Below are 23,529 nucleotides of genomic sequence, written 5' to 3'. Positions count from 1 at the left end.
AGAAGATTCCCGAGGCGCTCTCGGGCAGGGGCGACAGAAGCGCGACATAGGATGGGGCTATGGACCACAGTGAGCCAGCAACGGATCAGACGGTTGAGGAAGATGAGCGTGACACAGGTCAACCGGCGACACTCGCCGAAGTGCTATTAGCGGTTGAGGAACTGTGGCCCGAATCATTGGCTGAGGACTGGGACGCCGTCGGTTTGGTGGTCGGCCGGCCCGCCAATCCGGTGCAGAAGATCCTTTTTGCGGTTGATCCGACCCTTGAGGTCGTGCAAGAGGCCCTTGACTGGGGTGCGGATCTGCTGATCTCCCACCACCCCTTGATGCTGCGGGGGGTCACCTCGGTGGCGGCGACGAGCGGGAAGGGCAAAGTTGTGCACGCCCTGATCGAGGGTGGTTGCGCCCTGCTCGCGGTGCACACCAATGGTGACTCTGCGGTGGGCGGGGTCTCCGATGTTATCGCGGATGCTCTTGGCCTGGAAGAGGTCAAGCCGCTTCAAGCCGCGCGTCATGGTTTGCCTGAGGAAGGCATTGGGCGGATCGGCGAGCTGCCGCAGGCCATGCAGCTGGGGGATTTCGCGGCTTTGGTCTTCAGCGTTCTGCCCGCTGTCGCGGGTGGAGTCAAAGTGGCCGGGGACCGGCAGGGGCTGGTCCGTCGCATCGCGGTCTGCGGAGGTGCGGGGGATTCCCTGCTCAGTGCGGTACAAGCCGCCAACGCTGATGTTTATCTGACCGCTGACTTACGTCACCACCCGGCCTCGGAAGCCAGGGAAGGACGACCAGACGGACGCCCCTACCTGATTGATTTTTCCCACTTCGCCTCGGAATGGTTATGGTTGCCCGCCGCGGCCGAAGCTTTGGGAAATGTCTTGGGAGATCAGGGTTTTGACGTCGAGTTGAGGGTGAGCCAGGTCAATACCGATCCCTGGGATTTCATTTTGACCCCCGGTATGGCTTAAGTGGCCGTAGGCTTGGACAATAGGTTTTTACTGAGAAGAGGGTACTGATGGCGAAAGCTGCTCCGGCTGAGCAACTGAGACTACTGGATTTGCAAGCGCTTGACGGTAAGCTCAAGAGCCTGGATAAACAGGCCAAGACGCTACGGGCAGACCCTCGGCTCAGCCAGTTGCAGGGTGAGCTTTCCGAGGCGCAGGCGGCTTTGGGCCAGTTGAGCATCGAACTCGCCGATACCCAGCTCGAACTCAAGCGTTCAGAGGACGACGTCGCCCAGGTGGTCAGCCGGATGGAGCGCGATGAAGCGCGGCTGAACGCGGGTGGTCTATCCAAAGATCTGATGGCGTTGCAGGCAGATCTGGCTTCATTGGCCAAACGCCGTTCCGATTTGGAGGACGCGGAACTCGAGGTGATGGAGCGCTTGGAAGAGGTCTCCGCTCGTCGGGCAACCCGGCAGTCGGTAGTGCAGGGTCTGGAGGGCCAGCTGGACTTGGTGCAGAAGGAGGTCGATGCTTCGCTAGCCGATGTTTTGGCGGAGCATCAAAGCACTCAGGCCAAGCGCTCTGCACTCGCGGAAAGCTTTGAGGACGGTCTGCTAGCGGTCTACGAACGTACTCTGGAACGGCGTGGGATCGGCGCGGCCCGCCTCTTCCACGGCACTTCGGAGGGATCTGGGATGCAGCTCAGCCCCGGGGACCTGGCGGATATTTCAAAAGCGGCGGCAGACGAGATCGTCTTCTGCCCCGATTCCGGCTGCATTCTGGTGCGTTCTTCCGAGTGGACTTAGCTCTCGCGAGCAGCCCGTCGCGTTAGACTTTCGACTTTGCGAAACTGATGCCTTTCTCCAGCACAAGGTTCAAGCTCGAGGGCCGCTTGGCCGTTCCAGGCACTAGTTCCGCGGTGAAATGCTGCTGAGCGACTTTGAGCAGCTGCTGCGGATTCGTCGGGGCCGCGCCACGACGTCGTAACAGCAGCCCAGCGAGTTCGCCGCGGGTGTGCTTTGCGAAGTGGGAGACCACGGTTCGCTTCCCTTGCCGCTCTTGGAAGACGTTCACCTCGACGGTGCGCTCGGCGGGCGGCGTCCAGGCGGCCGAGTAGGTGCTGGAACGACAATCGACGATCAATTGCTCTCCGGCTGCCGCGCTCAACGATTCGTTGAGGTGTGGCTTCCAGAAGGCGGCCAGGCGACCCAGCTTTGGCAGGCCGACCGACATCGACAATCGATACGCCGGGATTCGGTCTGTCAAGCGCACCGCTCCCCAGAGCGCTGAAATCACCACAATGGACTCTTCGGCCCGGCGTCGCTGAAGCGGGGTCATTCGTGAATAGCCGAGTGCGTCGTAGAGCACCCCACTGTAGATCGAAGATGCGGGTGCCGCAGGCTCCTCCTTGAGCCGGGTATTCCGAGCGATCTCCGCCACGAGCGAAGCACCAACGCCGAGCTTGTCCAAAGCCTCAGGATGCGCGGAGACTTCGCTGAGTGCCTCCAGTACCTTCAGCCGGGGTTCCAAAAGCCCTGGAAAAGCCAGCTCTGTTAAATTCATAGCTGTTCCGGTGGGGGCAGCGGTTTTACCTTCTGAAGGCGGCAATAAGATCAGCACGGAACGAGCATAGCGGTTCGGGCCTCCCACTGATTCCGGGAAAGCCTGCCGATGTGAGTCAGATCACCGGAATAGCCGGCGTGATGGTGCTGTTGCCGTCAGACGAAGACCAAAGCACTCGAACTGCTGAGGAGCCCGGACATCTCCGGACCCCCGCCTCGTAGAAAGTTCTGATGAATGAATATTTTCACGCCCGTCACCCTCGGCGCTCTGACCTTGCCGAACCGTGTAGTGATGGCCCCGCTGACCCGCTTACGTAACGGTGAAGACGGGGTTCCGGCAGAAATTCTGGCCGAGCACTACGCACAACGTGCGGGGCTCGGACTGATCGTGACCGAGGGCACCTACCCCAGCCATGAATCCCGCTCCTATATTGGGCAACCAGGAATCGTCACCGAGGCTCAGGCCGCGGGCTGGGCCAAGGTCGCCGAAGCTGTGCATCGCGCCGGTGGCCGGATCTTCATGCAGATCATGAACGGTGGAAGGACCGGGCACTCCAAGATGAGTGGAGTGGATCGCACGATTGCGCCGAGCGCCATTGCGATCTCCGGTGAGGTTCGGGTAGGAGCTGAGAAGCTCCCTCCGCAGGTGCCCCATGCGCTGACCATCGAAGAGGTGGGTGTAGTGCGGGATGAGTTCGTCGCGGCCGCTCGCCGAGCCATCGACGCAGGGTTTGACGGCGTCGAGATTCACGGGGCGAATGGTTACCTGGTGCATCAGTTCCTTTCCCCGGTGTCGAATGTGCGTGAGGACCGTTACGGTGGCTCACCCCAGGCTCGGGCAAGCTTCGCAGTAGAGGTGCTCAGGGCAGTGGCAGCGGAGATCGGCGCTGAGCGAGTCGGCATCCGGCTTTCGCCAGAGCACAATATCCAGGACGTACTGGAAACGAATCCCGAGGACGTCAAGGCGACCTACCATGCCTTGCTGGAGGGCGTTTCAGATCTTGAACTGGCCTATCTGAGTGTTTTGCACCGGGATCCGGCGAGTGAGCTGGTGCAGGGGCTGCGCAGCAGCTTCGGCGGCGCCTTCATGTTCAACAGCGGCTTCTCCACACTGACCTCTCGCGAGGAGGCAGCGGGGGTCCTCTCGGATGAACTGGCCGATCTGATCGCGGTGGGACGCCCGGTGATCGCCAACCCGGACTTGATTGAGCGCTGGGAAGCCGGGCATCCAGAGAATGAGCCGAATCCTGCGACTTTCTATGGCGGCGGTGCGGAGGGGTATAACGACTACCCGCGGTTGAGCGCCTAGCAGCGCTGTGGTGCCTTCCTACCAGGGGTGAGATTGACCACGATGGTCGATAGCTCGGTGTCAGCCACTTTAGAATTGATCTCGGCTTTTGAATCAAAAGTGTTCTGACTGACTTCAATGAGGAAGGCACCATAAGTGACTGTGAACCCCGACACCGCCTATTCGAGCTGGGCGAAACGGGAAGCGATGGCAGAGGCGATGATTCCTCTGGTCGGTCAGCTTTACCGCGAAAACAACGTCATCACCAGTGTTTATGGGCGTTCGCTGATCAATCAGTCGGTGGTGGATCTGTTGAAGGCACACCGCTGGGCACGCCAGATCGATGAGGTGGAGCTCCCGATCGAAGAGACTTTACCGCTTCTGCAGGGACTGAGCCGCCTTGAGCTGGGGGCCGCTTCGATTGATCTGGCCAAACTGAACCAGCGTTTCAAGACGCAGCAAGGGGAGCTCGACGCTTTTCTGCGCGCTGAATTGGCTGAGCTGATCGACCAGCGCGGCCGCGATGACCGACGAAGCACCGATGTGGTGCTCTATGGCTTTGGCCGGATCGGACGCTTGCTTGCCAGGATCCTCATCGAGCATTCAGGTGGCGGCAATGGGCTGCGGCTGCGCGCCATCGTGGTGCGGAGAGGCTCCGAACAGGATCTGGTAAAGCGCGCGAGCTTGCTGCGGCGCGATTCGGTGCACGGGCCCTTTAACGGAACAATCACCGTCGATCAGCGGAACAACACCATTCTGGCCAATGGCACCCTGATTCAGGTGATCTATGCGGATAATCCCGCCGCGGTCAATTACACGGCATACGGCATCAGCGATGCCTTGGTGGTTGATAACACCGGTCGTTGGCGCGACGCTGACGGGCTGGCGCAGCATCTACAGAGCCAGGGGGTGGCGCGGGTGCTGCTCACCGCTCCCGGTAAGGGAGATCTGAAGAACATCGTGCACGGCATCAACCACGCCACGATCTCAGAGAGCGATCGGATTATCACCGCAGCTTCTTGCACTACCAATGCCATTACTCCCGTGCTCAAAGTGATTAACGATAAATTCGGTATCGTGCACGGCCACGTCGAAACAGTGCATTCATTTACCAATGATCAGAACCTGACGGATAACTTTCATAAGGGTGATCGAAGAGGTCGTTCCGCGGCACTCAATATGGTTCTGACGGAAACCGGAGCAGCGAAGGCTGTGGCAAAAGCCTTGCCAGAATTGCTGGGTAAACTCACCGGGAACTCGATCCGGGTGCCAACCCCCGACGTCTCAATGGCTATTCTCAATCTGAATCTTGAGAAGGAAACCACCAAAGACGAAGTCAATAACTACCTTCGGGAGATCTCCCTGCACTCGGAGCTGCACCGGCAAATCGACTACATAGATTCACCGGAAGTGGTCTCCACGGATTTCGTGGGCTCCAGACGAGCAGGAATCGTTGATGGTCTTGCCACCATTTCGACGGGGAAGAACCTCGTGCTGTACCTCTGGTACGACAATGAATTCGGCTATAGCTGCCAAGTGGTGAGGGTTATGGAGGAGATGGCGGGAGTTCACCCGAGAACTTTTCCTCGCTCTTCCGACTGAGTTCGGACGCCGCTATTCTGTCGGTGCCCCGAAATAGCCTTAATACATGGTGGCTCCGAGAACTGAGATAACGAATCGAGCCCAAGCATTTTCACGATTCGCTGCAGGCTTAGCAGCAACGGCTAAAGTGCTGAGTTATATTGCGCCGGCAGCGGCCACTGTGTTGTTTTTCTGGGCTCGTGATTACCTTTCGTTATTCTGGGTGGCGGTAGGCATTTTGCTCTTGAGCTTGCTGCTGCAGCTGACCAATTCGGCCTGGGAGCGGCGTCTGGCCGCCAGGCAGCTGGTGAGCAGCAATGCGCTCAATACGCATATCTCGCAAATGGCTTCAGCGGTGGCTCAGATGCCGAGTCAGACCGAATCGGAACGATTGGGTACTCTCAACGAGCTGGCGCGTTATGCAGTGACAGCCTTGATCAACGTCTTTCATGACGCCAAGGATGCGCGCGCCATCGCCTATGCTCTGACGCCGACGAGTGATCGGCTTGAAGTCTTCAGATACGCCGGGGTTCGTCAGCCCACGGGTGCCTTCGTCAACGGCGATCAAGGACGGGGTGAGAAAGCCCTGGAGTTTCTGCGCAGCTCTCCTTCGTCCTACCTTTTCATCCCCGATCTGAAGAAGGAAAAACCTGAAGATTATGGTGGCAGCGGGCGAGGCTACCGAACTTTTATCTCGGTACGGATCAGCAGTGCGAGCGAGGTCCATGGAATGCTCACTCTCGACGCCGCAGATGCCGGTGACCTCACCGAAGATGACGCTCATGTAGTGGAGATGTTTGCGAACATCCTGGCCATTGCCTTTGCCGAGACGATGCACCCCAAGTACGGACAAGAACCTGTTCGATCGGTAGAATGGATCTGAGGGAGGCGAGAATATGACATCTGTTCCTTTCGGCACGGTAAAGGCAGTTCATCCGCGCTCAGCGAAGCTTCCGGACCTTTCGGACCCGCGAGTGGTGGCTGAGATCTATGCTCATGCGGAAGAATCAGCTAAAGCTTCTCGGCGGAGGCGTCGTTTCTGGGGTCTGTTCGCCAGCACCAAGCCCGTTCGGGGCTGAGCTACTGAGCAGCTAGACTTGAAGCTCGGATGGGATAGCTAGGCGATCGCGCGTTGCTGGTGTTAAGCGCCAATAACTCGAGGAACGTCCGGGCTCCGCAGAGCGAGGTGGTGGGTAACGCCCACTCGGGGTAACCCGCAGGCCAGTGCCACAGAAAACAGACCGCCTCGAAAGAGGTAAGGGTGAAACGGTGGTGTAAGAGACCACCAGCCGTCCAGGTGACTGGACGGGCTCGGTAAACCCCACTTGGAGCAAGGCCAGACAGGTCACGTTTGAGGGCTGCTCGCCCGAGTGCCCGGGTAGGCTGCTAGAGGTCATCGGCAACGATGACCGTAGATGGATGATCGTCGCGACGGAATTGGTAACGGTTCCGTCGAACAGAACCCGGCGTATCGGCTATCCCATCCGTTAGCTGTCCGATTGCTGCCGGAATTACGGCTCGCAGGCGATCACGAGGAAAGCATTTCTTCGCCCTGATGCTTCAGATGGACCGATAACTCGATGTCGATAAAAGCCGCGATCATGCTGCGATAGCTGCGTTCTACCACCTCTGGATCCGCCTCGAACTCCGTGGCCAGTCCCCGAACCTTGGCGATAACTTTCTCCACGCGATCTGGGGCTTGGACGGCGGTCCGATCAGTCTTCAACTTACCCGCTTCGACAACCCACTTCTGCCGCTGGGCGATGAGCTGAACGATCTGCCGGTCCAGTGCATCGATCTCACCACGGATGCTTTCGATAGTGAATTCAGTCATCTGACCATTCTATTGAGGCCTTCAGCAGGTCCCTAAAGTCTCGAAGACGGATGACGGCACCGGATCGTCAAGCAATGGGCCGGGCGCTTTTCCAGTTATTCCAGAAGAGCACCCGGCCCATTGACCGAACAGCACTGAAGGCGGTTTTCGTCTTCAGCCAACTGATCAGAGTTAGCTTGCGTTCACCCCGGAGATCGAGGCGATCCACGATGCTCCGTTAGGCACAGAGGTGTAGTTGGAACGTCCCTGGGTATCGGTTCCCCCGCTGCCGCTGGTGGATGCAACGCCAACGACTTTCCCGTTGATCACCAAGGGGCCGCCGGAGTCGCCCTTCCAGGCCTGACCATCAATGCCGTTATGCGCGATGGCCACGCCACCATAAGCATCGGTGCTCAGCCCGACAACCTTGACCCGCGCGGTCTTCAGATTGGGAGCCGCCGGGCCGGTCGGGGTTTCACGGCCCCAGCCATAGATATTTCCGGTGGTATTCCGGCTCGGGTTGGTGGCTCCTAGCGAGGCGAAAGTGGTGTTGTAAGGCTGCGAGAGCTCAACCAGAGCCAGATCGCCACTGCTCCAGGTCACCACTCGCTTACTCGAAATCAAAGTTCCCTGGCCCAAGGTGCCGCTGCCGACGCGGACGCTGACCGTGCCATCGACGCAGTGCTTGGCGGTCAAGACCCAAGTGGATGAGATCAACGAAGAGCTGCAGTTGAACTGGCCATTCAAGTAGAGCTGGGTGGCGAAAGGAACGCTGCTGAAATTCGCGACGCTGCCGCCCACGATCTCCGGAGCCGGCTGGATGGCTTGCGCTTGGCTTGCAGTGCTCAATCCGCCAGCGGCCAGCAGGCCCACCAGGGCCGTAGCAGTTAAAATCTTGGTGATCTTCATGTATCTCTCCTTGGGGGTGCTGAGAACAGAAATAGATATAAACAACCGGGTGGGTTGTTTATAGTCTGGAAGTGTAATGGGGTGTCAAAGCGCAAAACCGAATGTCAGCGAATTCCCAGCATTTCGGATGCTTTTATTCAGAATTCCGTCGCATTGCTCAATATGAGGGCTTCTCACTTCGACCTGTTCCCGGAGGAAGAGTTCCCCGCCGTTCTCGGGCTACCGGTGTTCAAGGCGATTTCGAGTCACTGAAGATCTTTTTTCGGTGAATAAAGATTACTGAGTGTTTCCCAGTGTTAAGAATTTGTTTCCGGCACTTTCGGGCTGCTCGATCGGTGGCTGTCGCCACTTCATCACGGCGAGGAGCGCTAGCTGACGCAGCAGAGAGCGTCCGCCTTTGAGACCGAGAAATCAGAAAACGTATCGGGCCAGTGCTCACCGCAAATCAACGGTGAGCACTGGCCCGATACGCCGCCGAGCCGCTGAGGGCTCTCTGCTGGCCTAGAGAGATGATCAGTTAGTGCGTACGCCAGAGGTCGCGGTGATCCAGGAAGCTGCGGGAGCTATCGAAGCATAGTCGGCCAAGCCGTTTTTCTTGGTGCCGCCGGAGTCACTGGTCGAGCCCACGCCCACGATCACTCCACCGACAACGAAGGGGCCGCCGGAATCACCGGTCCAGGCCTGTCCGTCAACACCCTCGACGACCAGGGACTCTCCGATTCCCTGCCCAACCTTGCCATCCGTGCCAAGGAGCTTCACCTTAGCGGTCTTCAGTGAACTGGACAGTGGGCCATTTGCGGTCTCGCCGCCCCAACCGTAAATATTTCCAATCGCTCCTTGAGCCGGGTAGTTCTTCCCGACATTGGGCACGGTAGTGATGTACGAGGTGGTGAGCTCCACGAGCGCGATATCGCCGCTGCTCCACTGCACGACGCGTTTCGGCTTTGCCACGGTACCTTGACCCAGGTTCGCATTACCGAACCGGAACGTGATGTCGGCGACCTTGACATTATTGGTGCAGTGCTTGGCGATCAGAACCCAGGTGGGTGAGATCAGCGAAGCCGTGCAGTTGAACTGACCCTTGATAAAGAACTGAGCAACATAGGGTGCTGCGCTGATATTGGCTTTGCTTCCGCCGACGATCTCGGGTGCCGGCTGCTGTGCGGCTTGCGCGGGAGCTACGCCGCCTAGTGCCGCAGTGGTGACTAGGCCGACCAAAGCCGCTACCGTGAAAAACTTCGCTATTTTCATGATTATTCCTTGAATTCTGAAATATTTGAATAAACTACCGAAATTCGGGTGTTCATCAATACCCTATGCGCGGTTAAACACTTTAAATGTCATTTTCAGCTAATTCTCAGCAAGCCAGCTGCTGTTATTCAGACTCGTCGTCTCAATTGTGAAATATTTGGATTTTATCGAACTGTTGGTGTTTCATCTGCGGCGCTCGGGAAAGTTGGTATGAATCGTTCAACGGCAGCATTTCAATGGTTTTTATTTAGTGGGCCTCTCGTTTTTCAGACTTTTACGAATAATTTATTTGCCCGTCCTTGTTTCAGGCGTATTCAGCTGTTCCTCGATCCGGGGGAGGGGACGAGTACTGCTTTGGTCTGAGAGACCCCGTTTTATCCACATCTGGGGCCAAAGTATTCCGGAAACCGTTTCACGACGGCGTCGCTGAGTAGCCTGAGGACATGTTCTCAGAGACTTCGGCTCCTCGTTCGCGGAGCGCTGCTTTGCGGGTATCTCCTGCGCGGCGGTGGCTGACAGGGCGGTGGGTGACATTCGGTATCTGCACTCTGTTGGGTGCATTGCTGGGGTGCTGGCAAGTATCTGGTGAAGCCGCTCGATGGTCCGCAGCGCTGCGGGCTCCCGTCCATTCAGTAAGACAGCCGGGTTCTGGTGCCGGTCCGGTTTTCAGTATTGAGCCCACCACGGCTTTGGCGCTGATGCAGACTCTGCGGGTGCAAGCCGGTGCGCCGAAGGCCGGTTACCTCAGGACGGCTTTCGGTGAAGCTTGGGCAGACCTGGACAAAAATGGCTGTGATACTCGCAATGACATACTGCGCCGTGATTTACGTGAGGCGATCACGATGAAGGATTCTCATTGTCTGGTGGCTTCAGGAGTACTCGCCGATCCTTATACCGGCAAGGAGCTCCGGTTCCGTCGCGGGGCTGAGACCTCCAAGCTGATTCAGATCGATCATCTGGTAGCGCTGAGTGATGCTTGGCAAAAAGGAGCTCAGTCGCTGACTCAGCAGCAGAGGCTCGCTTTGGCCAATGACCCGTTGAACCTCATCGCGGTGGATGGGGCGAGTAACCAGCAGAAGAGCGACAGCGACGCCGCAGCTTGGTTACCGAAGAATACCCGGTTCCGTTGTGAATACGTTGCGCGACAGATCTCGGTCAAGGCGGCGTATGCGCTGTGGCTCAGTCCGACAGAGCGTACGGCGATGCTCGCGGTGTTGAAGTACTGTCCACAGCAAAGTTCTTATTCTTCCGTTTTACTGCCGGTGGCCGACGTCGTGCGAGCTTCACAATGAAACAGGATGTTAAATACTGGATACAAATAGGAAAAGAGGCCATTCTTTAGCCATGGAAAAGATTTTGAACCCCGTCGAACTGGCAGAGAAGAACCTCAAAGAAGCAGAGCGTCAATTGCGCAAGGCTCAATCCGACCATGAGAAAGGCGAGATCAGCGAAGAGCGGCTTCAGCAATTCGAGCACTTGCAAGAACTCTGCGCAACAGATTTGCAGCGAGTCATCAGGGAAAACTGATGAACGGGGATACCTGAAGCACTGGAACTAAAGCTTCAGGTATCCCTGGCCAACTCGCCAGTGATCGCCGTGCTCGATTCGTTCCAGCACGACGCGCTGCAGTAACGTTTCGCGGGGGAGTCCTTGAATATTGTCTGAGTCTCTGCTGCGAAAGGTGAAATACACAGCATCGCTCGGAGTGTCCAGGAGTTGCCCGTATAGCGTGAAAAGCGAAGCGAACTGAACGATATTCGATGAAGTCGGCAGTTTCTCGAGGAGATAGGGGTCCAAGAGCCAAGAGATGCAATGGGCGAATCGCACCGGCTGATCGCTGAAATACTCGTTGAAGAAATCCTTTGCCAGGGAGATCGCCTGTTGAACAGCCCCCGGAGTGATCGGGCTGTGCCGGATCTCTGGAATATGCAGGCCTAGAATTGCTTCTTCAGTGGCCAGCCCCGGGATCTCTCGGGGGCCGGGCTGAATTTGAAATTGCAATCGACCGAGCTGATAGAGAGTGCCGGTGGCATGTTCGGTCAGCCATTTCCAGGTTTCAAGACCAAAGCCGCCGGTGGTGACTCGAGAGATTGCGATCTGTCGTCCGATATCAGCCGTGGTGGCCAGCGCAATGCCCGAGGGGATGCCCCGCTGCTGATACCAGTTGAACTGTTCGGGCAAGAACCTCAGTAGCGCGCTCATCCAGGTGAATTCATCGAAATCGCTCTGCGGAGCTGCTTGCCCGAGCAAGCCGAGCCGGCTTCGGAGTAAGGCCATTGCCTCTAGCACCGGGGCGGAAGGTGGCTCTTCAAGCAGTGCCAAAACCTCCTGACGGTCGGTCGGCTGGATCGCGGCTGCTGCGAGTAGCTCCTGAAGGTCCATGGCTTCAGTGACCGAAGGGATCGGGGTCCACTCCGGGAAGCCAGCTCAGACCAGGGACCCCCCAGCCGTTGTCCTTGGCCGAGCGGCGCGCCTTTCGCTGATAACGATCCACCAGCCGATCGACGTACAACTTGCCGTCCAAATGGTCGTACTCGTGCTGCATACAGCGGGCAAACCAGCCGGTTGCCTCGAACTCCACTTTGTCGCCGAACCCATCGAATCCGCTGACTCGAACCCATTCAGCTCTTTTCAGCGGAAAGTGGTCCCCGGGAACCGAAAGGCAGCCTTCTGCCTCCTCATCGGGGTCAGGGGCGTTTCCGGAGATCTTTCCCAAGACCAGCGTCGGGTTCACCAGCACGCCCTGCGGGGGCACGCCGTCGTCGTTCTCCATGGCGTAGACAAAGACTCGTAGCCCGATATTGATCTGCGGAGCCGCAAGACCTACACCGTTGGCTGCTTCATTGGTTTCATGCATATCCGCGATCAAAGTCCGGAGGGCATCATCGAATTCCCTGACTTCAGCAGCACGACGGTGCAACGTCGGCTCTCCTTGAACCACAATGGGATGAACTGTCATCGTTGGCCACCCGAGAGGTTCCGGCCAATCAGCTCCCGCATGATCTCACTGGTGCCGCCGAAGATGGTCAGCAATCTCGAAGCGAGGAAGGCCTGCGCCACCGGATACTCCAGAATATAGCCGTAGCCGCCGTGCAATTGAAGACAACGATCGGTAATCGACTTGACTCTTTCGCTGGCCCACAGCTTGGCCTTCGCGGCGCTTACGGCATCGAGCTGACCGGCATTGAAAGCCAGGATGGCTTGGTCAACATAGCTCTCAGTGACTTCGACTTCGGTCTGAATATCGGCCAGCGAGAAGCGGCTGTTTTGGAAATCGATGATCCGTTCGCCGAAGGCATTCCGGTCCTTGGTGTAGCCAACGGTGGCTTCGAAGATCGTACGGGCGACGGCGGAACTCGCCACCGCGATCGCCAATCGGCCCTGAGGCAGCTGGGCAGCAGCATATTCAAGGCCGCGCCCCAGCTCACCGACCAGATCGGCTCCGGGAACACGGACATTGTCGAAGAACAATTCAGCTGTGTCAGAGGCCTTGAGCCCCATTTTGTCCAGCTGCTTACCGGTGTTGTAGCCCTCGCCCTTACTGACCATGAAGAGTGAGAAGGAATCATTGGCGCCATGGCCGCTTCCGCCATCGGTCCGCGCGAGCACGAGGGCGGCGTCCCCAGAGATACCGTTGCCGATGAAAGTCTTCTGACCGCTAATCAGCCAATCGTCCCCATCTTTCACGGCTCTAGTTCTGATGCCACGCAGATCTGAACCAGCCCCCGGCTCAGTCATCGCGATGGAGGTAACGATTTCCCCGGAGACCATTCCCGGTAACCAACGCTGCTTCAGATCTTCTGAGCCATAGGCCAAGAGATGGGGGAGCACCATATCGTCGTGCAGATGGAAAGCTAGCGCGACCGCTAGATGATTGGCCCGGGCGAACTCCTCATCCAAAACGGCGCGGAACCGATAGTCAGCCATGCCCATTCCGCCGTACTCTTCGGGAACGGCCAGGCCGAGCAGCCCCTGTTCGCCGGCAGCGGTCCATAAGCCGCGGTTCATCATATGATCGGCATCCCACTGGGCGTACTGCGGAGCTACCTCGCGATGGTTGAACTCCTGAGCGACTTCACGGAACAGCTCGTGATCTTCTTCGAAAAGCGAGCGCTTCATCTCAAAGGGCCTTTCAAATAGTTCAGGCAGTTGTTGTTCAACACGAAGGCCGCATCGGTAAACCGATGCGGCCTTCGCTTGAGAATGCTTTCGCACTCCTTGGGGTGAGATACGGGACTTGAACCCGCGACCCTCTGAACCACAATCAGATGCTCTACCAACTGAGCTAATCCCACCAGGTGCGTTCCCGCAGCGACAATTAGTCTACAGGCTTCGTGCCGGTGCTCATAACCGAAGCGGAAATCTGCTGTGCCGTCGCGGTATCCGGGCCCGGTGCAGGTACGAAAACCGCCTCGCGGTAGTAGCGGAGTTCATTGATGGAATCAACGATATCGCCTAGCGCGCGATGCCCGCCGAGCTTGGCAGGGGACTGGAAATAAGCGCGGGGGAACCAGCGGCGAGATAGTTCTTTGATGGTTGAGACATCGATGATGCGGTAGTGCAGGTGCTCAATCACCCTTGGCATATCGCGGGCCAGGAATCCTCGATCTGTGCCGACTGAATTGCCGCCCAGCTGGGCTTTGCCGGCGTCCGGTACGTATTCGGTGATGTAAGCCAGGACCTGATCCTCAGCTTCCTGCATAGTGATGCCATCAGGGAGTTCATCGAGCAATTTCGACGTGGTGTGCATCTGCCGCACGAAGTCATTCATCTGCGCCAAGGCTTGATCGCTGGGCTTGATCACCACGTCCACGCCTTCCCCCAGAATGTTTAAATCGGAGTCGGTGACGAGTACTGCGACCTCGATCAAAGCGTCCACGCCAAGATCGAGGCCGGTCATTTCGCAATCGATCCAGACAATGCGGTCAGCAGAAACAGAAGAATTAGCCACCTGACTAATGTACCGTGCAATGAATAGGCTGCAGTTCTACCGGACTGGTCTAAAATAGGTTGAGCTTCATCGCGTTCCTCACGCTAGCCTGCGGGGGAGCAACGCAAACTGCCAGATCGGAAATTGCCCTATGACAGCGTCTAAGCCAACAACCGGAGTAGGGCAACGCCCTAAAGGCGAACCGTCGAAGGATGTTTCCGGGCAGGACGAGACTGCCTCACAGGATTACTGGAAGCCACTGGCCGCAGGCTTCGTAGGTTCTTTCTTGCTGATGATCGGCTCGGTGGGGCTCGGCTGGTTGGCTCAGTCCTCCGCTCTCCGAAGGAATGTCTTCTTCATCTGGATGCGGGTTGAACCGGTTAACATCGTCATTTGCGTCGCGTGCATCGCGATCGGCGGTATGGTCCTGGTCCGGGCCTGGTTGCGTTTGGGGCAGCGCTTCAAGAAATGGCCGCCGTCCTCGGGCAAGGTGGTCAGGAAAGCCATTCTGTTCTGGTCGTTGCCGCTCATGTTCAGCATCCCGTTGTTCAGCCGCGATGTGTACGCCTATATCGGTCAGGGGCGGTTGATGCAGGCGAATCTCGATCCATATGTGAACGGCATCTCTGCGCTCTCCAATTGGTATCAGTTAGGCGCAGACCAGCTGTGGGCCGAAGCCCCTACGCCTTATGGGCCGGTGTTCCTCTGGATCGAGCAATTCGTGGTGACGGTGAGCGGGGGGAATCCCGAGATCTCGGTTTTCCTTTTCAGGGTCTGCTCCGCCATCGGGGTGTTGCTCTGCACGATCTATGTTCCCCGCCTGGCGGTGCTGCACGGCGTCAACCCGAATCGTGCGCTCTGGCTGAGCGTCGCCAATCCCTTGTTGCTGGTGAACTTCCTGGCTGCGGTGCACAATGATGCTTTGATGATCGGCCTGGCTATCGCGGGGCTGTACTACAGTGCCACAAAGCGCAATGTACTGGGGATCGTGCTGGTGACCCTGTCCATCGCGATCAAGCCGATCACCATCATACTGTTGCCGTTCATCGGCCTGCTGTGGGCTGGGAAGAAGGCGAATTGGCCGCGAAAATTCCTCTATTGGGCCATGACGGCGGCGATCTCCCTGGGGATTCTCGCGCTCTTCGGCTGGATCAACGGCTTCTGGTTCGGCTGGATCAACGGCTTGTCCGCGCCCGGCAGCGTGTGGATCTGGTATGCCCCGGTGGGCGCCATCGGCTGGGCCATCGCCGGGTTGGTCAGTTCCTTCGGGTGGGATGGCTGGGCGGTTACCCGGGAATTCTGGCTGGCTACTAAGGTCGTTGCCATCGGCATTGTGGTCTGGCTGATGTTCCGAGGCAGCTATGACCGGATCTTGCGCCGAACAGCACTGGCGCTGGGCGCCGTCGTACTGCTCTCCTCAATGATTCAGAGCTGGTACGTTGTCTGGCTGATTCCGCTGTTCGCGATCACCGGGATTCGCAATGACTGGCAGGTCAAGACGCTCTACTTCGTGCTGTCGTTCTTCATGATCTATGCGATTTCCGATCAACTGAACGTCTACCCTTATCTGCAACAGGGCGAATCATGGATCAACCTGGACAGCGCTCGTTTTGCCGCAGCGATTATCGCTCTGGGCTTCGCGATCTACGTCGTTTTCTTCGATCGCAAGACCAGAGAACTCTTTCTGAGCAACAACTCCCAGCACGAGATTATCTAGGCGGCATGTTGCCTGACGGCTCTATCTGATCTGGCCAATACGATCACTTCACGAATCGCCCAGCCCAGCAGCACCAGCAATCCGAGGTTGCGCAACGTCAGAACAATCGCGATAGCGGGATTCAATTCATAGAGCTGGACATAGAAGATTGGGTACACCAGGGTGGTCAGTAAGGCGATAGCCAGCATCAGGTAGCCCGGGAAGCGCCAGCCGCTGCGATTGACGTACAGGCCGACAGCGACGATGGCCACCAGCCACAGTTGAAACTGCGGAGATCCGACTTTGTTGAACACGATGAATGAGGCCACCAAGGCCAGCGAACCGGCCACGATCAGCTGACGAACATCCGCGCCGCGGCGCAGTGCCCACAGCAGTAAGACCAAGATGACGACGGCGGAGAGCGCCAGTAGCGGATTCATGATCGCACCGATCGCCTCGCTCATCCCACCGCGCACTTCACGGGTGTTGATCACCACGTCCTCGAAGACGTAGGTGTCGCTCAGATGCAGGATGGCTTGCCAGAGGCCGGGAGTGGTGAAGGGGGCTTCGAGCTGCATGCCGCGCCCGCCTTGCGCGTTCAGAAAGCCCAAGAGGTATTGCAGGCCACCGCCCAGAGCGGTGATCGCGACTACCACGGCAGTGACTACGATTCCCGAAAGTATCACCTTGATCCGGTGCTTGCTGGCCACTACGACCGCGAAGAGCACCGCCGCCGGCCACACTTTGATCCAGGTCGCCAAGCTGAGCAAGGCAGCGGCAAGATAGGGGCGGGCAGCCAGGATGAGCAGGGCGGTGATCACCATGGGGGCAGTGAGGCCATCGATCCGACCGACCGCGACGGTGCCGAGGATCGCGGTACCGAGCATCCACCAATAGGCGGCGTAATACCCCTGAGGAGCAGCTGATTTCGTCAGCACTCGCACCGCCATGAAGTTCAAGGCTGTGAAGAGCAAGAACCAGGCGAGCTGGTACAGATAGGAGCCGAAGACCGCGCTGATTACGATCGGCAGCAGAGCGCCCACTGGATAAACCCAGGCCTGGGTGATGCCCTGCCAAACGCCATGCTGGATTCCCTCAAAGGCCCAGGACCGGTAATAGGAGATATCGCTCAGCACCTGACCGCTGAAGATGAGCGGGCACAGTAAGGCAAGAATCACCAGGTGGAGCACGCCGAAGGTCAGCCAGAGGGCCCGTGGTCGATGGAATTTTTGCTGCAAAGTGTCAGTCAAGCGACGGCCCTACTACTGGGTGGTGAATGCTTCAGGAATACTAGGAAGAATAACATCGTCGCTCACCGAAGGAGCCGCTAAATCAGATGTTTGAGTGCTTCCCGGCGGGAAAGCGGGCTGAGTAGACCCGATCGGAGATCGACGAAGTTCAGCACCCAGAGCGGATCGGTCCTGGCGTAATCCCGGAGTGCCCAGCCAATGGCTTTGCGAACGAAGAATTCCGAATCCGCCATATTCACTTCGATCACTTTGGTGAGCAATTCCAGATCGGTCTCATCCTTGGCCTGCAACTGGCTGATGATCGACAATCTGCGGAACCAGAAATTCTCGTGCACGCTCCAGTCGATCAAAAGCGGGGCGAGCGTACCGGGATGGGCGTGCAGGAGGCCCCGGATTCGATGAGCTACCCAGTCGACGTAGTCCCACCAGGCGCCAGATCTCACCATCTCTTGGTACAGCGGCAGAAAGTCGAGATTTTGTGCTACTTCTTTTACATCGGTGAGAGCCAGTGCGACATACCGTTCTTCCCGATAGTGAGCTGCCCGCCAGAAGAATTCCGCGGTTCGCAATAGCTCGGCCGCGTTCTCGAAGGGCCGCTCGCGCACCGCCGTCGTCGTTATCTTCCGAACTTGCGGCATAGTCACCCCGAGATAGGGCATTGAGGATTTCATATAAGCCTGCATCTTTGGCGCACGGAGTGGATCTGCGGCGTTCCGCAGCTCCTGCTGAATCTGGCTCATGAGCGCATGCTGGGGCATCTGCCCATATAAACATGGAACGAGGCCAATGCGTAGAGTAGTTTCATGGTCGTCTTGAAATCCATCGGTGAAGTTCAAGCTCTGCGGGAAGCCGGGCGCGTTGTCGCCCAAGCTTTGGCCGCCGTCCGTAGCGTCGCAGCGGTGGATGTTTCACTCAGGGAACTCGACGACGTCGCCGCCACAGTGATCGCCGAGGCGGGAGCCACGCCGGCCTTCCTGAATTATCACCCCCGCTGGGCACCGACTCCCTTTGCCGGAGTGATCTGCGCCAGTGTCAATGACGCCATTGTGCACGGCGTGCCCAATGATGATCGGATCGCGGACGGCGATCTGGTCTCCATTGACTGTGGGGCCTTCCTGGACGGCTGGTGTGGGGACTCCGCGGTGAGTTTCATCGTCGGTACCCCCGATCCGGCGGACCAGGCCTTGATCGACGTTTGTGACGCCGCACTCGCTCGAGGTATTGAGCAAGCGAGAATAGGTCATACGATCGGCGATATCGGCTATGCCGTCAGTGGAGTAGCACGGCGCGCCGGTTATGGGATCCTCGATGATCACGGTGGGCACGGGGTGGGCCGGGCGATGCACGAAGAGCCTCATGTTCCCAATGAAGGCCAACCGGGACGCGGTTTGAAGCTTGAGGCCGGCCTGGTGATCGCCATCGAGCCGATGTTGATCGCTGGTGGCTCAGGAGCTTATCGGCACGATGCCGATGGCTGGACGCTGAGGTCTCCGCACGGCAGGCGTGCTGCGCACAGCGAGCACACCATTGCGGTGACTCAAGACGGTCCGCTCATCCTGACCGCCTTGTGACTGGACTCGGCTTGAGCGGTGCAGTTGCTCACCAGCTGAACCCGGTGGGCGGGTCTTCACCCACCGAACCATCGATTGATTCCCTGAGCAGGTCGGCATGGCCATTGTGCCGGGCGTACTCATCGATCTGATCGACGATGATTCTGCGAAGATTCGCGTGATTTCCATCCTCGTCGGCAATGTGCACCGGCTGCCCTAGGTCACCGGTCAGCAGGGCGCCGGCCAGGGCTGTTCGGGAGCGCTCAACCGCTTCGGACCAGAGTTTCTTCAACTCTTCCGGGTAGTTCTCTGCCGCAGACGTCCATTCCCAGTCGGGATTCGCCCGCCAGTCGACGGAGTCCCAGGGTGGGCTCGGCCGACGTCCTGAGAGCTTCCAGCCGAAATTCTGCTCTTCGACCCACGCCAGATGCTTGAGTAAGCCACCAAGGGTCACTCGGGATGAACCGAGAGTGCTGTTCAAGCCCGTGCTGGAAATGCCCTGGCACTTCCAGGCGAAGACGCTGCGAGTTCTTTCCAGGACGCCGATCAGCACTTCGGCTTCGGTCCCGGAAAGCGGTGGTTCGATGAATCGAATGGTTTCCATAGGGCCACCTTAAAGGCAATTCAGGACCGTTGAAGTCCTGAATGCCAGAAATTCTCCTGCTACTGATCCTGGAAGTGTGGCACGTCGGAGTGAGGAACCGGAAGGCCCTGGGGCTGTCCTGATCAGGCCTCGGCGTAAGCACCGTTGAGGATGTCCTCCGCAAGTGTTGGCCCGGTGGGGTTCCAGGAGAACGATGCGCGGGTCTGCGCATTCGAGGCCCTCATCTGTGTGCCGAAGAGCCTTCCGAGGAATCCGAAGTGTTCCACGGCGTCGTCCGGGGAGATCGAGGTGACCGGCAGATCGAAGGCTTCGCCGATAGTTTCAGCGATGGTGCGAGAGCGAATGCCCTGCTCTGCCACGGCATGCAGGCGGGTCCCGGCAGGTGCCTGCTCCAGGCCGAGGCGAATCAGCCGAGCCGCATCGGTGCGGTGCACGGCTGCCCACTCGGCGGAACCATCGCCGATATAGCAGGAGACGCCGTGGCGACGTGCCGCGGCGGTGATCAAGGCGATGAAGCCATGGTCGCCCAAGCCATGAACCGTCGGCGCGAATCGTGCGGCAATGCTTCGGACGCCCCGGGTGACGTAGTCGAGGGCCAGATTTTCACTTCCGCCGCGCAGCGAGCCCGGGCCGGACTCCGGGTGGTTGTCCGTTTCGAGAGTGAGCCCTTCGTGGTCGGGCTGAAAAAGGCCGGATGCCAGCACGAAGGGGCGATCTGAGCCCACCAGCGTCTCTGCAATGGCTTCCACGGCGGCCCGCTCCGCACGATTGGATTCAGCGGGATCATTCCAATCGTGCTTATTGGCCAAGTGGATGACGCCGTCCGACTCGGCAGCCCCACGACGTAGCGTCTCAAGATCATCCAGGTTCCCGAACAAGACCTCGGCATGCTTTGCCTGAAGCTCGGCAGCGGCGGTTTCTGATCTGACCAAGCCCACCACCTGATGACCCGCATTCAGCAGGTCATCGACAGTGGCGGATCCGATCCAGCCGCTGGCGCCGGTGACGAAGACTCGCATAAGTTTTACCTCCTCTGGCCGTGAAGGCCTTAATGTCAGTTACTGTCATGACTATATCACTATGATGTCAGTCTCTGTCGTGAGTAGAATGGGAAGATGGCGAGATGGCAACCGGGATCAGCTGAACGATTGCGGAATGCTGCCCTGGAGCTTTTTGAGACTCGCGGTTTCGACGGCGTCACAGTTGCCGAGATCGCGGCGGCGGCGGGGCTGACCGAGCGCACTTTCTTCCGCTATTTTGCCGATAAGCGAGAAGTGCTTTTCACTGATCAGGCTCGCTTCGAGCAGTTCTTCCTCGATGGATTGGCGGGTGATTCCGATGCTTCCACTGAGCTCGAGCTCGTCGGCTCGACTGATGGGGTGATGAAACTAGTCTTTGCTGCGCTCGAGGGCGCCGCCATGCTTTTTCCTGAGGAGCGGCGTAACTGGTCGGCTATGCGGCAGCGAGTGATCAACGCTCATCCTGGCCTTCAGGAACGCGAACTGATCAAGCTTTCCACTCTTGCGGAGACGATGGCGGACGTGCTCAGGCAGCGGGGCGTCGATACTGTGACGGCCACGCTTGCGGCGGAGAGCGGCGTCACAGTTTTCCGGGCCGCTTTTGCGATCTGGATCGCAGCCGAGGAACCGCGTGGTTTCAGCGAGGTCCAACATTCAGTGTTCCAGCAGCTGCGCACGCTCATTGCGGCCGGTTAGCTTGCCGGTCTGATCCAATACGCTCCACGGATATGTTCTGCCGGGGGCCCGGAGCGCGCGCGGGGAGAGGGTATCCGAGGTGATGCTCATCCCTTCGGATGATGGTCTTTAAGACCCAGGGCGGATCCCTTCAGTGAGCTTGGATGCTTGACTAGGGGAGAGCTAACCGCTGTGCGGAGCTAAATCTCAAGCAACGAGGAGTCATAACAGTATGCAGAATTTGTCCAGCATGATCGCTGAGCAAAGCACCATCACCCCGGAACAAACCTCAGGCGTCGTACTGATAATCTGCCTGCTAGCTTTCTGCCTGGGACTTGTCATCTTCTTTATCAGCGCCCTGATCTCCGTGCTGGGCTCGAGCAATCTGACCGCTGGTGGTAAAGCCCTGTGGATCCTGGTTGTTTTTGCTTTTCCGTTTCTCGGTCCGCTCGGCTGGTTCATCTGGGGTCGCCAGAAGGGCACCTATCGAACTGATGTCGGTTCGTAGCATTGGAGCTGTCTTGTGAGCTGTCCTGAGCGGCTGGTCGAGATGTCGGGGAGGATTATTGGACAAGATTCGGTAGAGTAGTAGCGTGTTTTGCCCGATGGGCAGCACCCGCCTCGGTAGCTCAGCGGATAGAGCAGGAGCCTTCTAATCTCTTGGTCGCAGGTTCGATTCCTGTCCGGGGCACTCAACGCGCAAAGCCCGAACTCTGGCCCGACGAATCAGGGCTAGGGTTCGGGCTTTGCCTGCTTTCACTAACCAGCTGGATAGTGAAAGCGGTTTCCCCGGCTTCTTGGGCGAAGGTCTAGAGGTCGATGACGATTTTGCCGTGGACGTGGCGGTTGGATTGCTGTTCGACGGCGGTGCGGATTTGTTCGACGGGGAAGCTGGCTGCGATGGGTATCCGGAGTTGGTTGCTTGCGACGAGGCGGGCGATTTCTTGGATGGTTTCCCGGCTGGTGTTGGCTCCGTTCGCTGGGGTGATTCCCTCGACTCGTGCGGCGATGGTGGTGATGCGTTCGTCGGGCACGCCGAGATCTCGTGCGATCTGCGCGGTGTCTGTGCCGTAGAGGTCGATGGCTGCGGTGATGCCGTGGGGGGCTAGGGTGCGGAGCCGGTCGGCTAGGCCTTCTCCATAGGTGACTGGTTCGGCTCCTAGTGCGCGCAGGGCATCGGCCGAGGTTGCCGATCCTGTTCCGATCACTCGTGCACCTGCGAGGCGAGCGAGTTGGACGGCGAACACGCCCACTCCGCCTCCTGCGCCGCCGATCAGTAGTGTGTCGTTTGGTTTCGGGTTGACGACGGCGATGGCAGCGGCGGCGGTTCGTCCCGCGATGGTCAGGATGGCGGCGGTGCGGTCCTCGAGGCCGTCGGGGGTGTGGTGTGCTTCGCCGCCGGCCGGGATGGTGCCTGCGATGTCTATGACGAGGTGGTCGGCGATCGCGCGGGACATGGCGCCGCCGAATACTCGGTCGCCGACAGCGAACTCACTTACCCCGTCACCGATCTGGTCAACCACACCGGCATAGTCTGTGCCGAACCCGGATGGCAGGCTGAGGCCGAATCGGGCGGCGGTGTCAGCATCGGAGGTCATGAACCAGTCCATCGGGTTCAGTCCGGCGGCGGTGACTCGCACACGGATCTGCTGCGGACCGGCTTGTGGTGTGGGGACCTCGCGCAGGTGCAAGGCCTCGTGGTCGCCGAATGCTTCGAGCTGGACTGCTCGGCTTGTGGGCGTCGATGTGCTGATGCTCGGTTCTTGCATGCTCGCGTGTCTCCTTGTGACGAAGAAAAGGAGCAAAAGTGGACTATGCTCCATTTATAACACCAGCGTAACACAATCGGAGCGTGATCCGTTTTGGAAGATTCAGCCATTCGCGAGCTACGAGCGGATGCCACTCGTAACCGCAAGCAACTTCTCGAAGCGGCGACTCGAGTGTTCATTTCTGCTGGCACTGAGCCTTCTATGCGGGCGATCGCGCGTGAGGCCGGCGTCGGCATCGCGACGCTCTACCGGCACTTTCCCTCTCGTGAATCGTTGGTTGACGCGGTCTACCGCGATCAGGTCGCGCGGCTCACTTCTGGTGCCCGTGAGTTACTCAGCGAGCTGCCGCCGTCCTCGGCGCTGCGAGGCTGGATGGATTTGTTCGGGGACTGGATCGCCGCCAAGAATGGCATGCTCGACACCTTGCTTGTGATGATCGAATCGGGCGAGATCGCCCACGCTCAGACCCGCGATGAGCTGCTCACGGCCATCGACGCCCTCCTGGACGCGGGCCGAGCGACCGGTGAACTCCGCGCTGATGTGAGCGCTGAAGACATCGCTGCCAGCTTGATCGGCATCTTCACCGTGGCTCATCCGCACGAACACGACGCTAGAGCAAGCCGCCTGCTCAACATTCTGATGGACGGCCTCCGAACCACACTCTGAACTACTCAACCAGCAGTGAAAGTGACTT

26 protein-coding genes, 2 tRNA genes and 1 other RNA gene are annotated in these 23,529 nt (G+C 58.6%); 15 read left to right on the top strand and 14 right to left on the bottom strand.

Features of this window, described 5'->3' with window-relative positions; genetic code table 11:
* Positions 1-59 precede the first annotated feature (59 nt).
* Together ABDK06_RS01770 and ABDK06_RS01765 are read left to right on the top strand one after the other, a co-directional pair.
* Positions 60-962: a Nif3-like dinuclear metal center hexameric protein gene (locus ABDK06_RS01770; protein ID WP_394938290.1), complete on the top strand. Its 903-nt coding sequence runs from the start codon at positions 60-62 to the stop codon at positions 960-962.
* 47 nt (positions 963-1,009) lie between these two features.
* Positions 1,010-1,744 carry a zinc ribbon domain-containing protein gene (locus ABDK06_RS01765; protein WP_394938288.1) on the top strand — a complete coding sequence of 245 codons (735 nt, stop codon included), beginning with the start codon at positions 1,010-1,012 and terminating at the stop codon, positions 1,742-1,744.
* A gap of 22 nt (positions 1,745-1,766) precedes the next feature.
* On the opposite strand, the gene ABDK06_RS01760 is transcribed toward ABDK06_RS01765, so the two are convergent.
* A complete protein-coding gene (locus tag ABDK06_RS01760) occupies positions 1,767-2,558 on the bottom strand; it encodes a YaaA family protein (RefSeq protein WP_394938286.1) in 792 nt (263 codons plus the stop codon).
* Positions 2,559-2,735: 177 nt separating this feature from the next.
* Between ABDK06_RS01760 and ABDK06_RS01755 the strand changes: the two genes are divergently transcribed.
* The 5 genes from ABDK06_RS01755 (at position 2,736) to rnpB (ending at position 6,856) form a co-directional block, all read left to right on the top strand.
* A complete protein-coding gene (locus ABDK06_RS01755; RefSeq protein ID WP_394938284.1) occupies positions 2,736-3,809 on the top strand; it encodes an alkene reductase in 1,074 nt (357 codons plus the stop codon).
* A 135-nt stretch (positions 3,810-3,944) separates the two neighbouring features.
* A complete protein-coding gene (locus ABDK06_RS01750) occupies positions 3,945-5,390 on the top strand; it encodes a glyceraldehyde-3-phosphate dehydrogenase (protein WP_394938282.1) in 1,446 nt (481 codons plus the stop codon).
* Between the two features lie 127 nt (positions 5,391-5,517).
* Entirely contained in the window at positions 5,518-6,252 is a 735-nt protein-coding gene (locus ABDK06_RS01745; protein WP_394938280.1) for a GAF domain-containing protein, read from the top strand.
* Positions 6,253-6,265: 13 nt separating this feature from the next.
* Positions 6,266-6,448, top strand: a complete 183-nt coding sequence (locus ABDK06_RS01740; RefSeq protein ID WP_394938278.1) for a hypothetical protein — start codon at positions 6,266-6,268, stop codon at positions 6,446-6,448.
* A gap of 30 nt (positions 6,449-6,478) precedes the next feature.
* Positions 6,479-6,856: RNase P RNA component class A (rnpB, locus tag ABDK06_RS01735), an RNA gene on the top strand.
* Between the two features lie 41 nt (positions 6,857-6,897).
* On the opposite strand, the gene ABDK06_RS01730 is transcribed toward rnpB, so the two are convergent.
* From ABDK06_RS01730 to ABDK06_RS01720, 3 genes are all read right to left on the bottom strand, one after another.
* Positions 6,898-7,203 carry a chorismate mutase gene (locus ABDK06_RS01730; RefSeq protein ID WP_394938276.1) on the bottom strand — a complete coding sequence of 102 codons (306 nt, stop codon included), beginning with the start codon at positions 7,201-7,203 and terminating at the stop codon, positions 6,898-6,900.
* Positions 7,204-7,374: 171 nt separating this feature from the next.
* Positions 7,375-8,091 (bottom strand): S1 family peptidase, encoded by a 717-nt coding sequence (locus ABDK06_RS01725; RefSeq protein WP_394938274.1) that lies wholly within the window; start codon positions 8,089-8,091, stop codon positions 7,375-7,377.
* 513 nt (positions 8,092-8,604) lie between these two features.
* Positions 8,605-9,342 (bottom strand): trypsin-like serine protease, encoded by a 738-nt coding sequence (locus ABDK06_RS01720; RefSeq protein ID WP_394938272.1) that lies wholly within the window; start codon positions 9,340-9,342, stop codon positions 8,605-8,607.
* Between the two features lie 713 nt (positions 9,343-10,055).
* Between ABDK06_RS01720 and ABDK06_RS01715 the strand changes: the two genes are divergently transcribed.
* Positions 10,056-10,634: an HNH endonuclease family protein gene (locus ABDK06_RS01715; protein WP_394938270.1), complete on the top strand. Its 579-nt coding sequence runs from the start codon at positions 10,056-10,058 to the stop codon at positions 10,632-10,634.
* Positions 10,635-10,686: 52 nt separating this feature from the next.
* A complete protein-coding gene (locus ABDK06_RS01710; protein ID WP_394938268.1) occupies positions 10,687-10,869 on the top strand; it encodes a hypothetical protein in 183 nt (60 codons plus the stop codon).
* A 27-nt stretch (positions 10,870-10,896) separates the two neighbouring features.
* Here ABDK06_RS01710 and ABDK06_RS01705 read toward each other — a convergent pair whose 3' ends face one another.
* From ABDK06_RS01705 to orn, 5 genes are all read right to left on the bottom strand, one after another.
* Positions 10,897-11,724 (bottom strand): acyltransferase domain-containing protein, encoded by an 828-nt coding sequence (locus ABDK06_RS01705; RefSeq protein WP_394938266.1) that lies wholly within the window; start codon positions 11,722-11,724, stop codon positions 10,897-10,899.
* A 4-nt stretch (positions 11,725-11,728) separates the two neighbouring features.
* Positions 11,729-12,301, bottom strand: coding sequence for a peptide deformylase (gene def, locus ABDK06_RS01700; RefSeq protein ID WP_394938264.1), 573 nt, complete (start codon positions 12,299-12,301; stop codon positions 11,729-11,731).
* A complete protein-coding gene (locus ABDK06_RS01695; RefSeq protein WP_394938262.1) occupies positions 12,298-13,461 on the bottom strand; it encodes an acyl-CoA dehydrogenase family protein in 1,164 nt (387 codons plus the stop codon). Before ABDK06_RS01695 ends, def begins: the two co-directional genes overlap by 4 nt.
* A 100-nt stretch (positions 13,462-13,561) precedes the next feature.
* A tRNA-His gene (locus ABDK06_RS01690) sits at positions 13,562-13,637 on the bottom strand.
* 23 nt (positions 13,638-13,660) lie between these two features.
* The gene (gene orn / locus ABDK06_RS01685) at positions 13,661-14,293 is read right to left on the bottom strand and encodes an oligoribonuclease (protein WP_394938260.1); all 633 of its coding nucleotides are present in this window, start codon (positions 14,291-14,293) and stop codon (positions 13,661-13,663) included.
* A gap of 130 nt (positions 14,294-14,423) precedes the next feature.
* On the opposite strand from orn, the gene mptB reads away from it, so the two are divergent.
* A complete protein-coding gene (gene mptB, locus ABDK06_RS01680) occupies positions 14,424-15,989 on the top strand; it encodes a polyprenol phosphomannose-dependent alpha 1,6 mannosyltransferase MptB (protein WP_394938258.1) in 1,566 nt (521 codons plus the stop codon).
* Here mptB and ABDK06_RS01675 read toward each other — a convergent pair.
* Positions 15,986-17,206, bottom strand: coding sequence for a glycosyltransferase 87 family protein (locus tag ABDK06_RS01675; RefSeq protein ID WP_394938256.1), 1,221 nt, complete (start codon positions 17,204-17,206; stop codon positions 15,986-15,988). The genes mptB and ABDK06_RS01675 overlap by 4 nt on opposite strands.
* 89 nt (positions 17,207-17,295) lie before the next feature.
* Positions 17,296-17,958 (bottom strand): DNA alkylation repair protein, encoded by a 663-nt coding sequence (locus ABDK06_RS01670; RefSeq protein WP_394938253.1) that lies wholly within the window; start codon positions 17,956-17,958, stop codon positions 17,296-17,298.
* Between the two features lie 63 nt (positions 17,959-18,021).
* On the opposite strand from ABDK06_RS01670, the gene map reads away from it, so the two are divergent.
* Positions 18,022-18,789 carry a type I methionyl aminopeptidase gene (gene map, locus ABDK06_RS01665; protein WP_394938251.1) on the top strand — a complete coding sequence of 256 codons (768 nt, stop codon included), beginning with the start codon at positions 18,022-18,024 and terminating at the stop codon, positions 18,787-18,789.
* Positions 18,790-18,817: 28 nt separating this feature from the next.
* Here map and ABDK06_RS01660 read toward each other — a convergent pair whose 3' ends face one another.
* Together ABDK06_RS01660 and ABDK06_RS01655 are read right to left on the bottom strand one after the other, a co-directional pair.
* Entirely contained in the window at positions 18,818-19,372 is a 555-nt protein-coding gene (locus tag ABDK06_RS01660; RefSeq protein ID WP_394938249.1) for a mycothiol transferase, read from the bottom strand.
* A gap of 122 nt (positions 19,373-19,494) precedes the next feature.
* Positions 19,495-20,391, bottom strand: a complete 897-nt coding sequence (locus ABDK06_RS01655; protein WP_394938247.1) for an SDR family oxidoreductase — start codon at positions 20,389-20,391, stop codon at positions 19,495-19,497.
* Positions 20,392-20,487: 96 nt separating this feature from the next.
* Here ABDK06_RS01655 and ABDK06_RS01650 point away from each other — a divergent pair, with 96 nt between their 5' ends.
* The 3 genes from ABDK06_RS01650 to ABDK06_RS01640 all read left to right on the top strand — a co-directional run bounded on the left by ABDK06_RS01650 (position 20,488) and on the right by ABDK06_RS01640 (position 21,757).
* Positions 20,488-21,087 carry a TetR family transcriptional regulator gene (locus tag ABDK06_RS01650; RefSeq protein ID WP_394938245.1) on the top strand — a complete coding sequence of 200 codons (600 nt, stop codon included), beginning with the start codon at positions 20,488-20,490 and terminating at the stop codon, positions 21,085-21,087.
* 229 nt (positions 21,088-21,316) lie between these two features.
* Complete coding sequence (locus ABDK06_RS01645; protein ID WP_394938243.1) at positions 21,317-21,574, top strand: PLD nuclease N-terminal domain-containing protein; 258 nt, start codon at positions 21,317-21,319, stop codon at positions 21,572-21,574.
* A gap of 110 nt (positions 21,575-21,684) precedes the next feature.
* Positions 21,685-21,757, top strand: a tRNA-Arg gene (locus ABDK06_RS01640).
* A 118-nt stretch (positions 21,758-21,875) separates the two neighbouring features.
* On the opposite strand, the gene ABDK06_RS01635 is transcribed toward ABDK06_RS01640, so the two are convergent.
* The gene (locus tag ABDK06_RS01635; RefSeq protein ID WP_394938241.1) at positions 21,876-22,835 is read right to left on the bottom strand and encodes an NADP-dependent oxidoreductase; all 960 of its coding nucleotides are present in this window, start codon (positions 22,833-22,835) and stop codon (positions 21,876-21,878) included.
* 93 nt (positions 22,836-22,928) lie between these two features.
* Between ABDK06_RS01635 and ABDK06_RS01630 the strand changes: the two genes are divergently transcribed.
* Positions 22,929-23,501, top strand: a complete 573-nt coding sequence (locus tag ABDK06_RS01630; RefSeq protein WP_394938239.1) for a TetR/AcrR family transcriptional regulator — start codon at positions 22,929-22,931, stop codon at positions 23,499-23,501.
* Positions 23,502-23,529 lie beyond the last annotated feature (28 nt).

It is taken from the genome of Psychromicrobium ferritrahens (assembly GCF_043789415.1).
GTDB lineage: Bacteria > Actinomycetota > Actinomycetes > Actinomycetales > Micrococcaceae > Renibacterium.
The sequence above is the reverse complement of the archived record's forward strand: the minus strand, read 5'-3'. Positions and strand labels throughout refer to the sequence as shown.

Bases quoted from the DNA above. Each gene is read 5' to 3' on its own strand.
- ABDK06_RS01770 (WP_394938290.1), top strand. From the start codon at position 60: ATGGACCACAGTGAGCCAGCAACGGATCAGACGGTTGAGGAAGATGAG.
- ABDK06_RS01765 (WP_394938288.1), top strand. From the start codon at position 1,010: ATGGCGAAAGCTGCTCCGGCTGAGCAACTGAGACTACTGGATTTGCAA.
- ABDK06_RS01755 (WP_394938284.1), top strand. From the start codon at position 2,736: ATGAATATTTTCACGCCCGTCACCCTCGGCGCTCTGACCTTGCCGAAC.
- ABDK06_RS01740 (WP_394938278.1), top strand. From the start codon at position 6,266: ATGACATCTGTTCCTTTCGGCACGGTAAAGGCAGTTCATCCGCGCTCA.
- ABDK06_RS01730 (WP_394938276.1), bottom strand. From the start codon at position 7,203: ATGACTGAATTCACTATCGAAAGCATCCGTGGTGAGATCGATGCACTG.
- ABDK06_RS01725 (WP_394938274.1), bottom strand. From the start codon at position 8,091: ATGAAGATCACCAAGATTTTAACTGCTACGGCCCTGGTGGGCCTGCTG.
- ABDK06_RS01720 (WP_394938272.1), bottom strand. From the start codon at position 9,342: ATGAAAATAGCGAAGTTTTTCACGGTAGCGGCTTTGGTCGGCCTAGTC.
- ABDK06_RS01710 (WP_394938268.1), top strand. From the start codon at position 10,687: ATGGAAAAGATTTTGAACCCCGTCGAACTGGCAGAGAAGAACCTCAAA.
- ABDK06_RS01705 (WP_394938266.1), bottom strand. From the start codon at position 11,724: ATGGACCTTCAGGAGCTACTCGCAGCAGCCGCGATCCAGCCGACCGAC.
- def (WP_394938264.1), bottom strand. From the start codon at position 12,301: ATGACAGTTCATCCCATTGTGGTTCAAGGAGAGCCGACGTTGCACCGT.
- ABDK06_RS01695 (WP_394938262.1), bottom strand. From the start codon at position 13,461: ATGAAGCGCTCGCTTTTCGAAGAAGATCACGAGCTGTTCCGTGAAGTC.
- mptB (WP_394938258.1), top strand. From the start codon at position 14,424: ATGACAGCGTCTAAGCCAACAACCGGAGTAGGGCAACGCCCTAAAGGC.
- ABDK06_RS01670 (WP_394938253.1), bottom strand. From the start codon at position 17,958: ATGAGCCAGATTCAGCAGGAGCTGCGGAACGCCGCAGATCCACTCCGT.
- map (WP_394938251.1), top strand. From the start codon at position 18,022: ATGGTCGTCTTGAAATCCATCGGTGAAGTTCAAGCTCTGCGGGAAGCC.
- ABDK06_RS01660 (WP_394938249.1), bottom strand. From the start codon at position 19,372: ATGGAAACCATTCGATTCATCGAACCACCGCTTTCCGGGACCGAAGCC.
- ABDK06_RS01655 (WP_394938247.1), bottom strand. From the start codon at position 20,391: ATGCGAGTCTTCGTCACCGGCGCCAGCGGCTGGATCGGATCCGCCACT.
- ABDK06_RS01650 (WP_394938245.1), top strand. From the start codon at position 20,488: ATGGCGAGATGGCAACCGGGATCAGCTGAACGATTGCGGAATGCTGCC.
- ABDK06_RS01645 (WP_394938243.1), top strand. From the start codon at position 21,317: ATGATCGCTGAGCAAAGCACCATCACCCCGGAACAAACCTCAGGCGTC.
- ABDK06_RS01635 (WP_394938241.1), bottom strand. From the start codon at position 22,835: ATGCAAGAACCGAGCATCAGCACATCGACGCCCACAAGCCGAGCAGTC.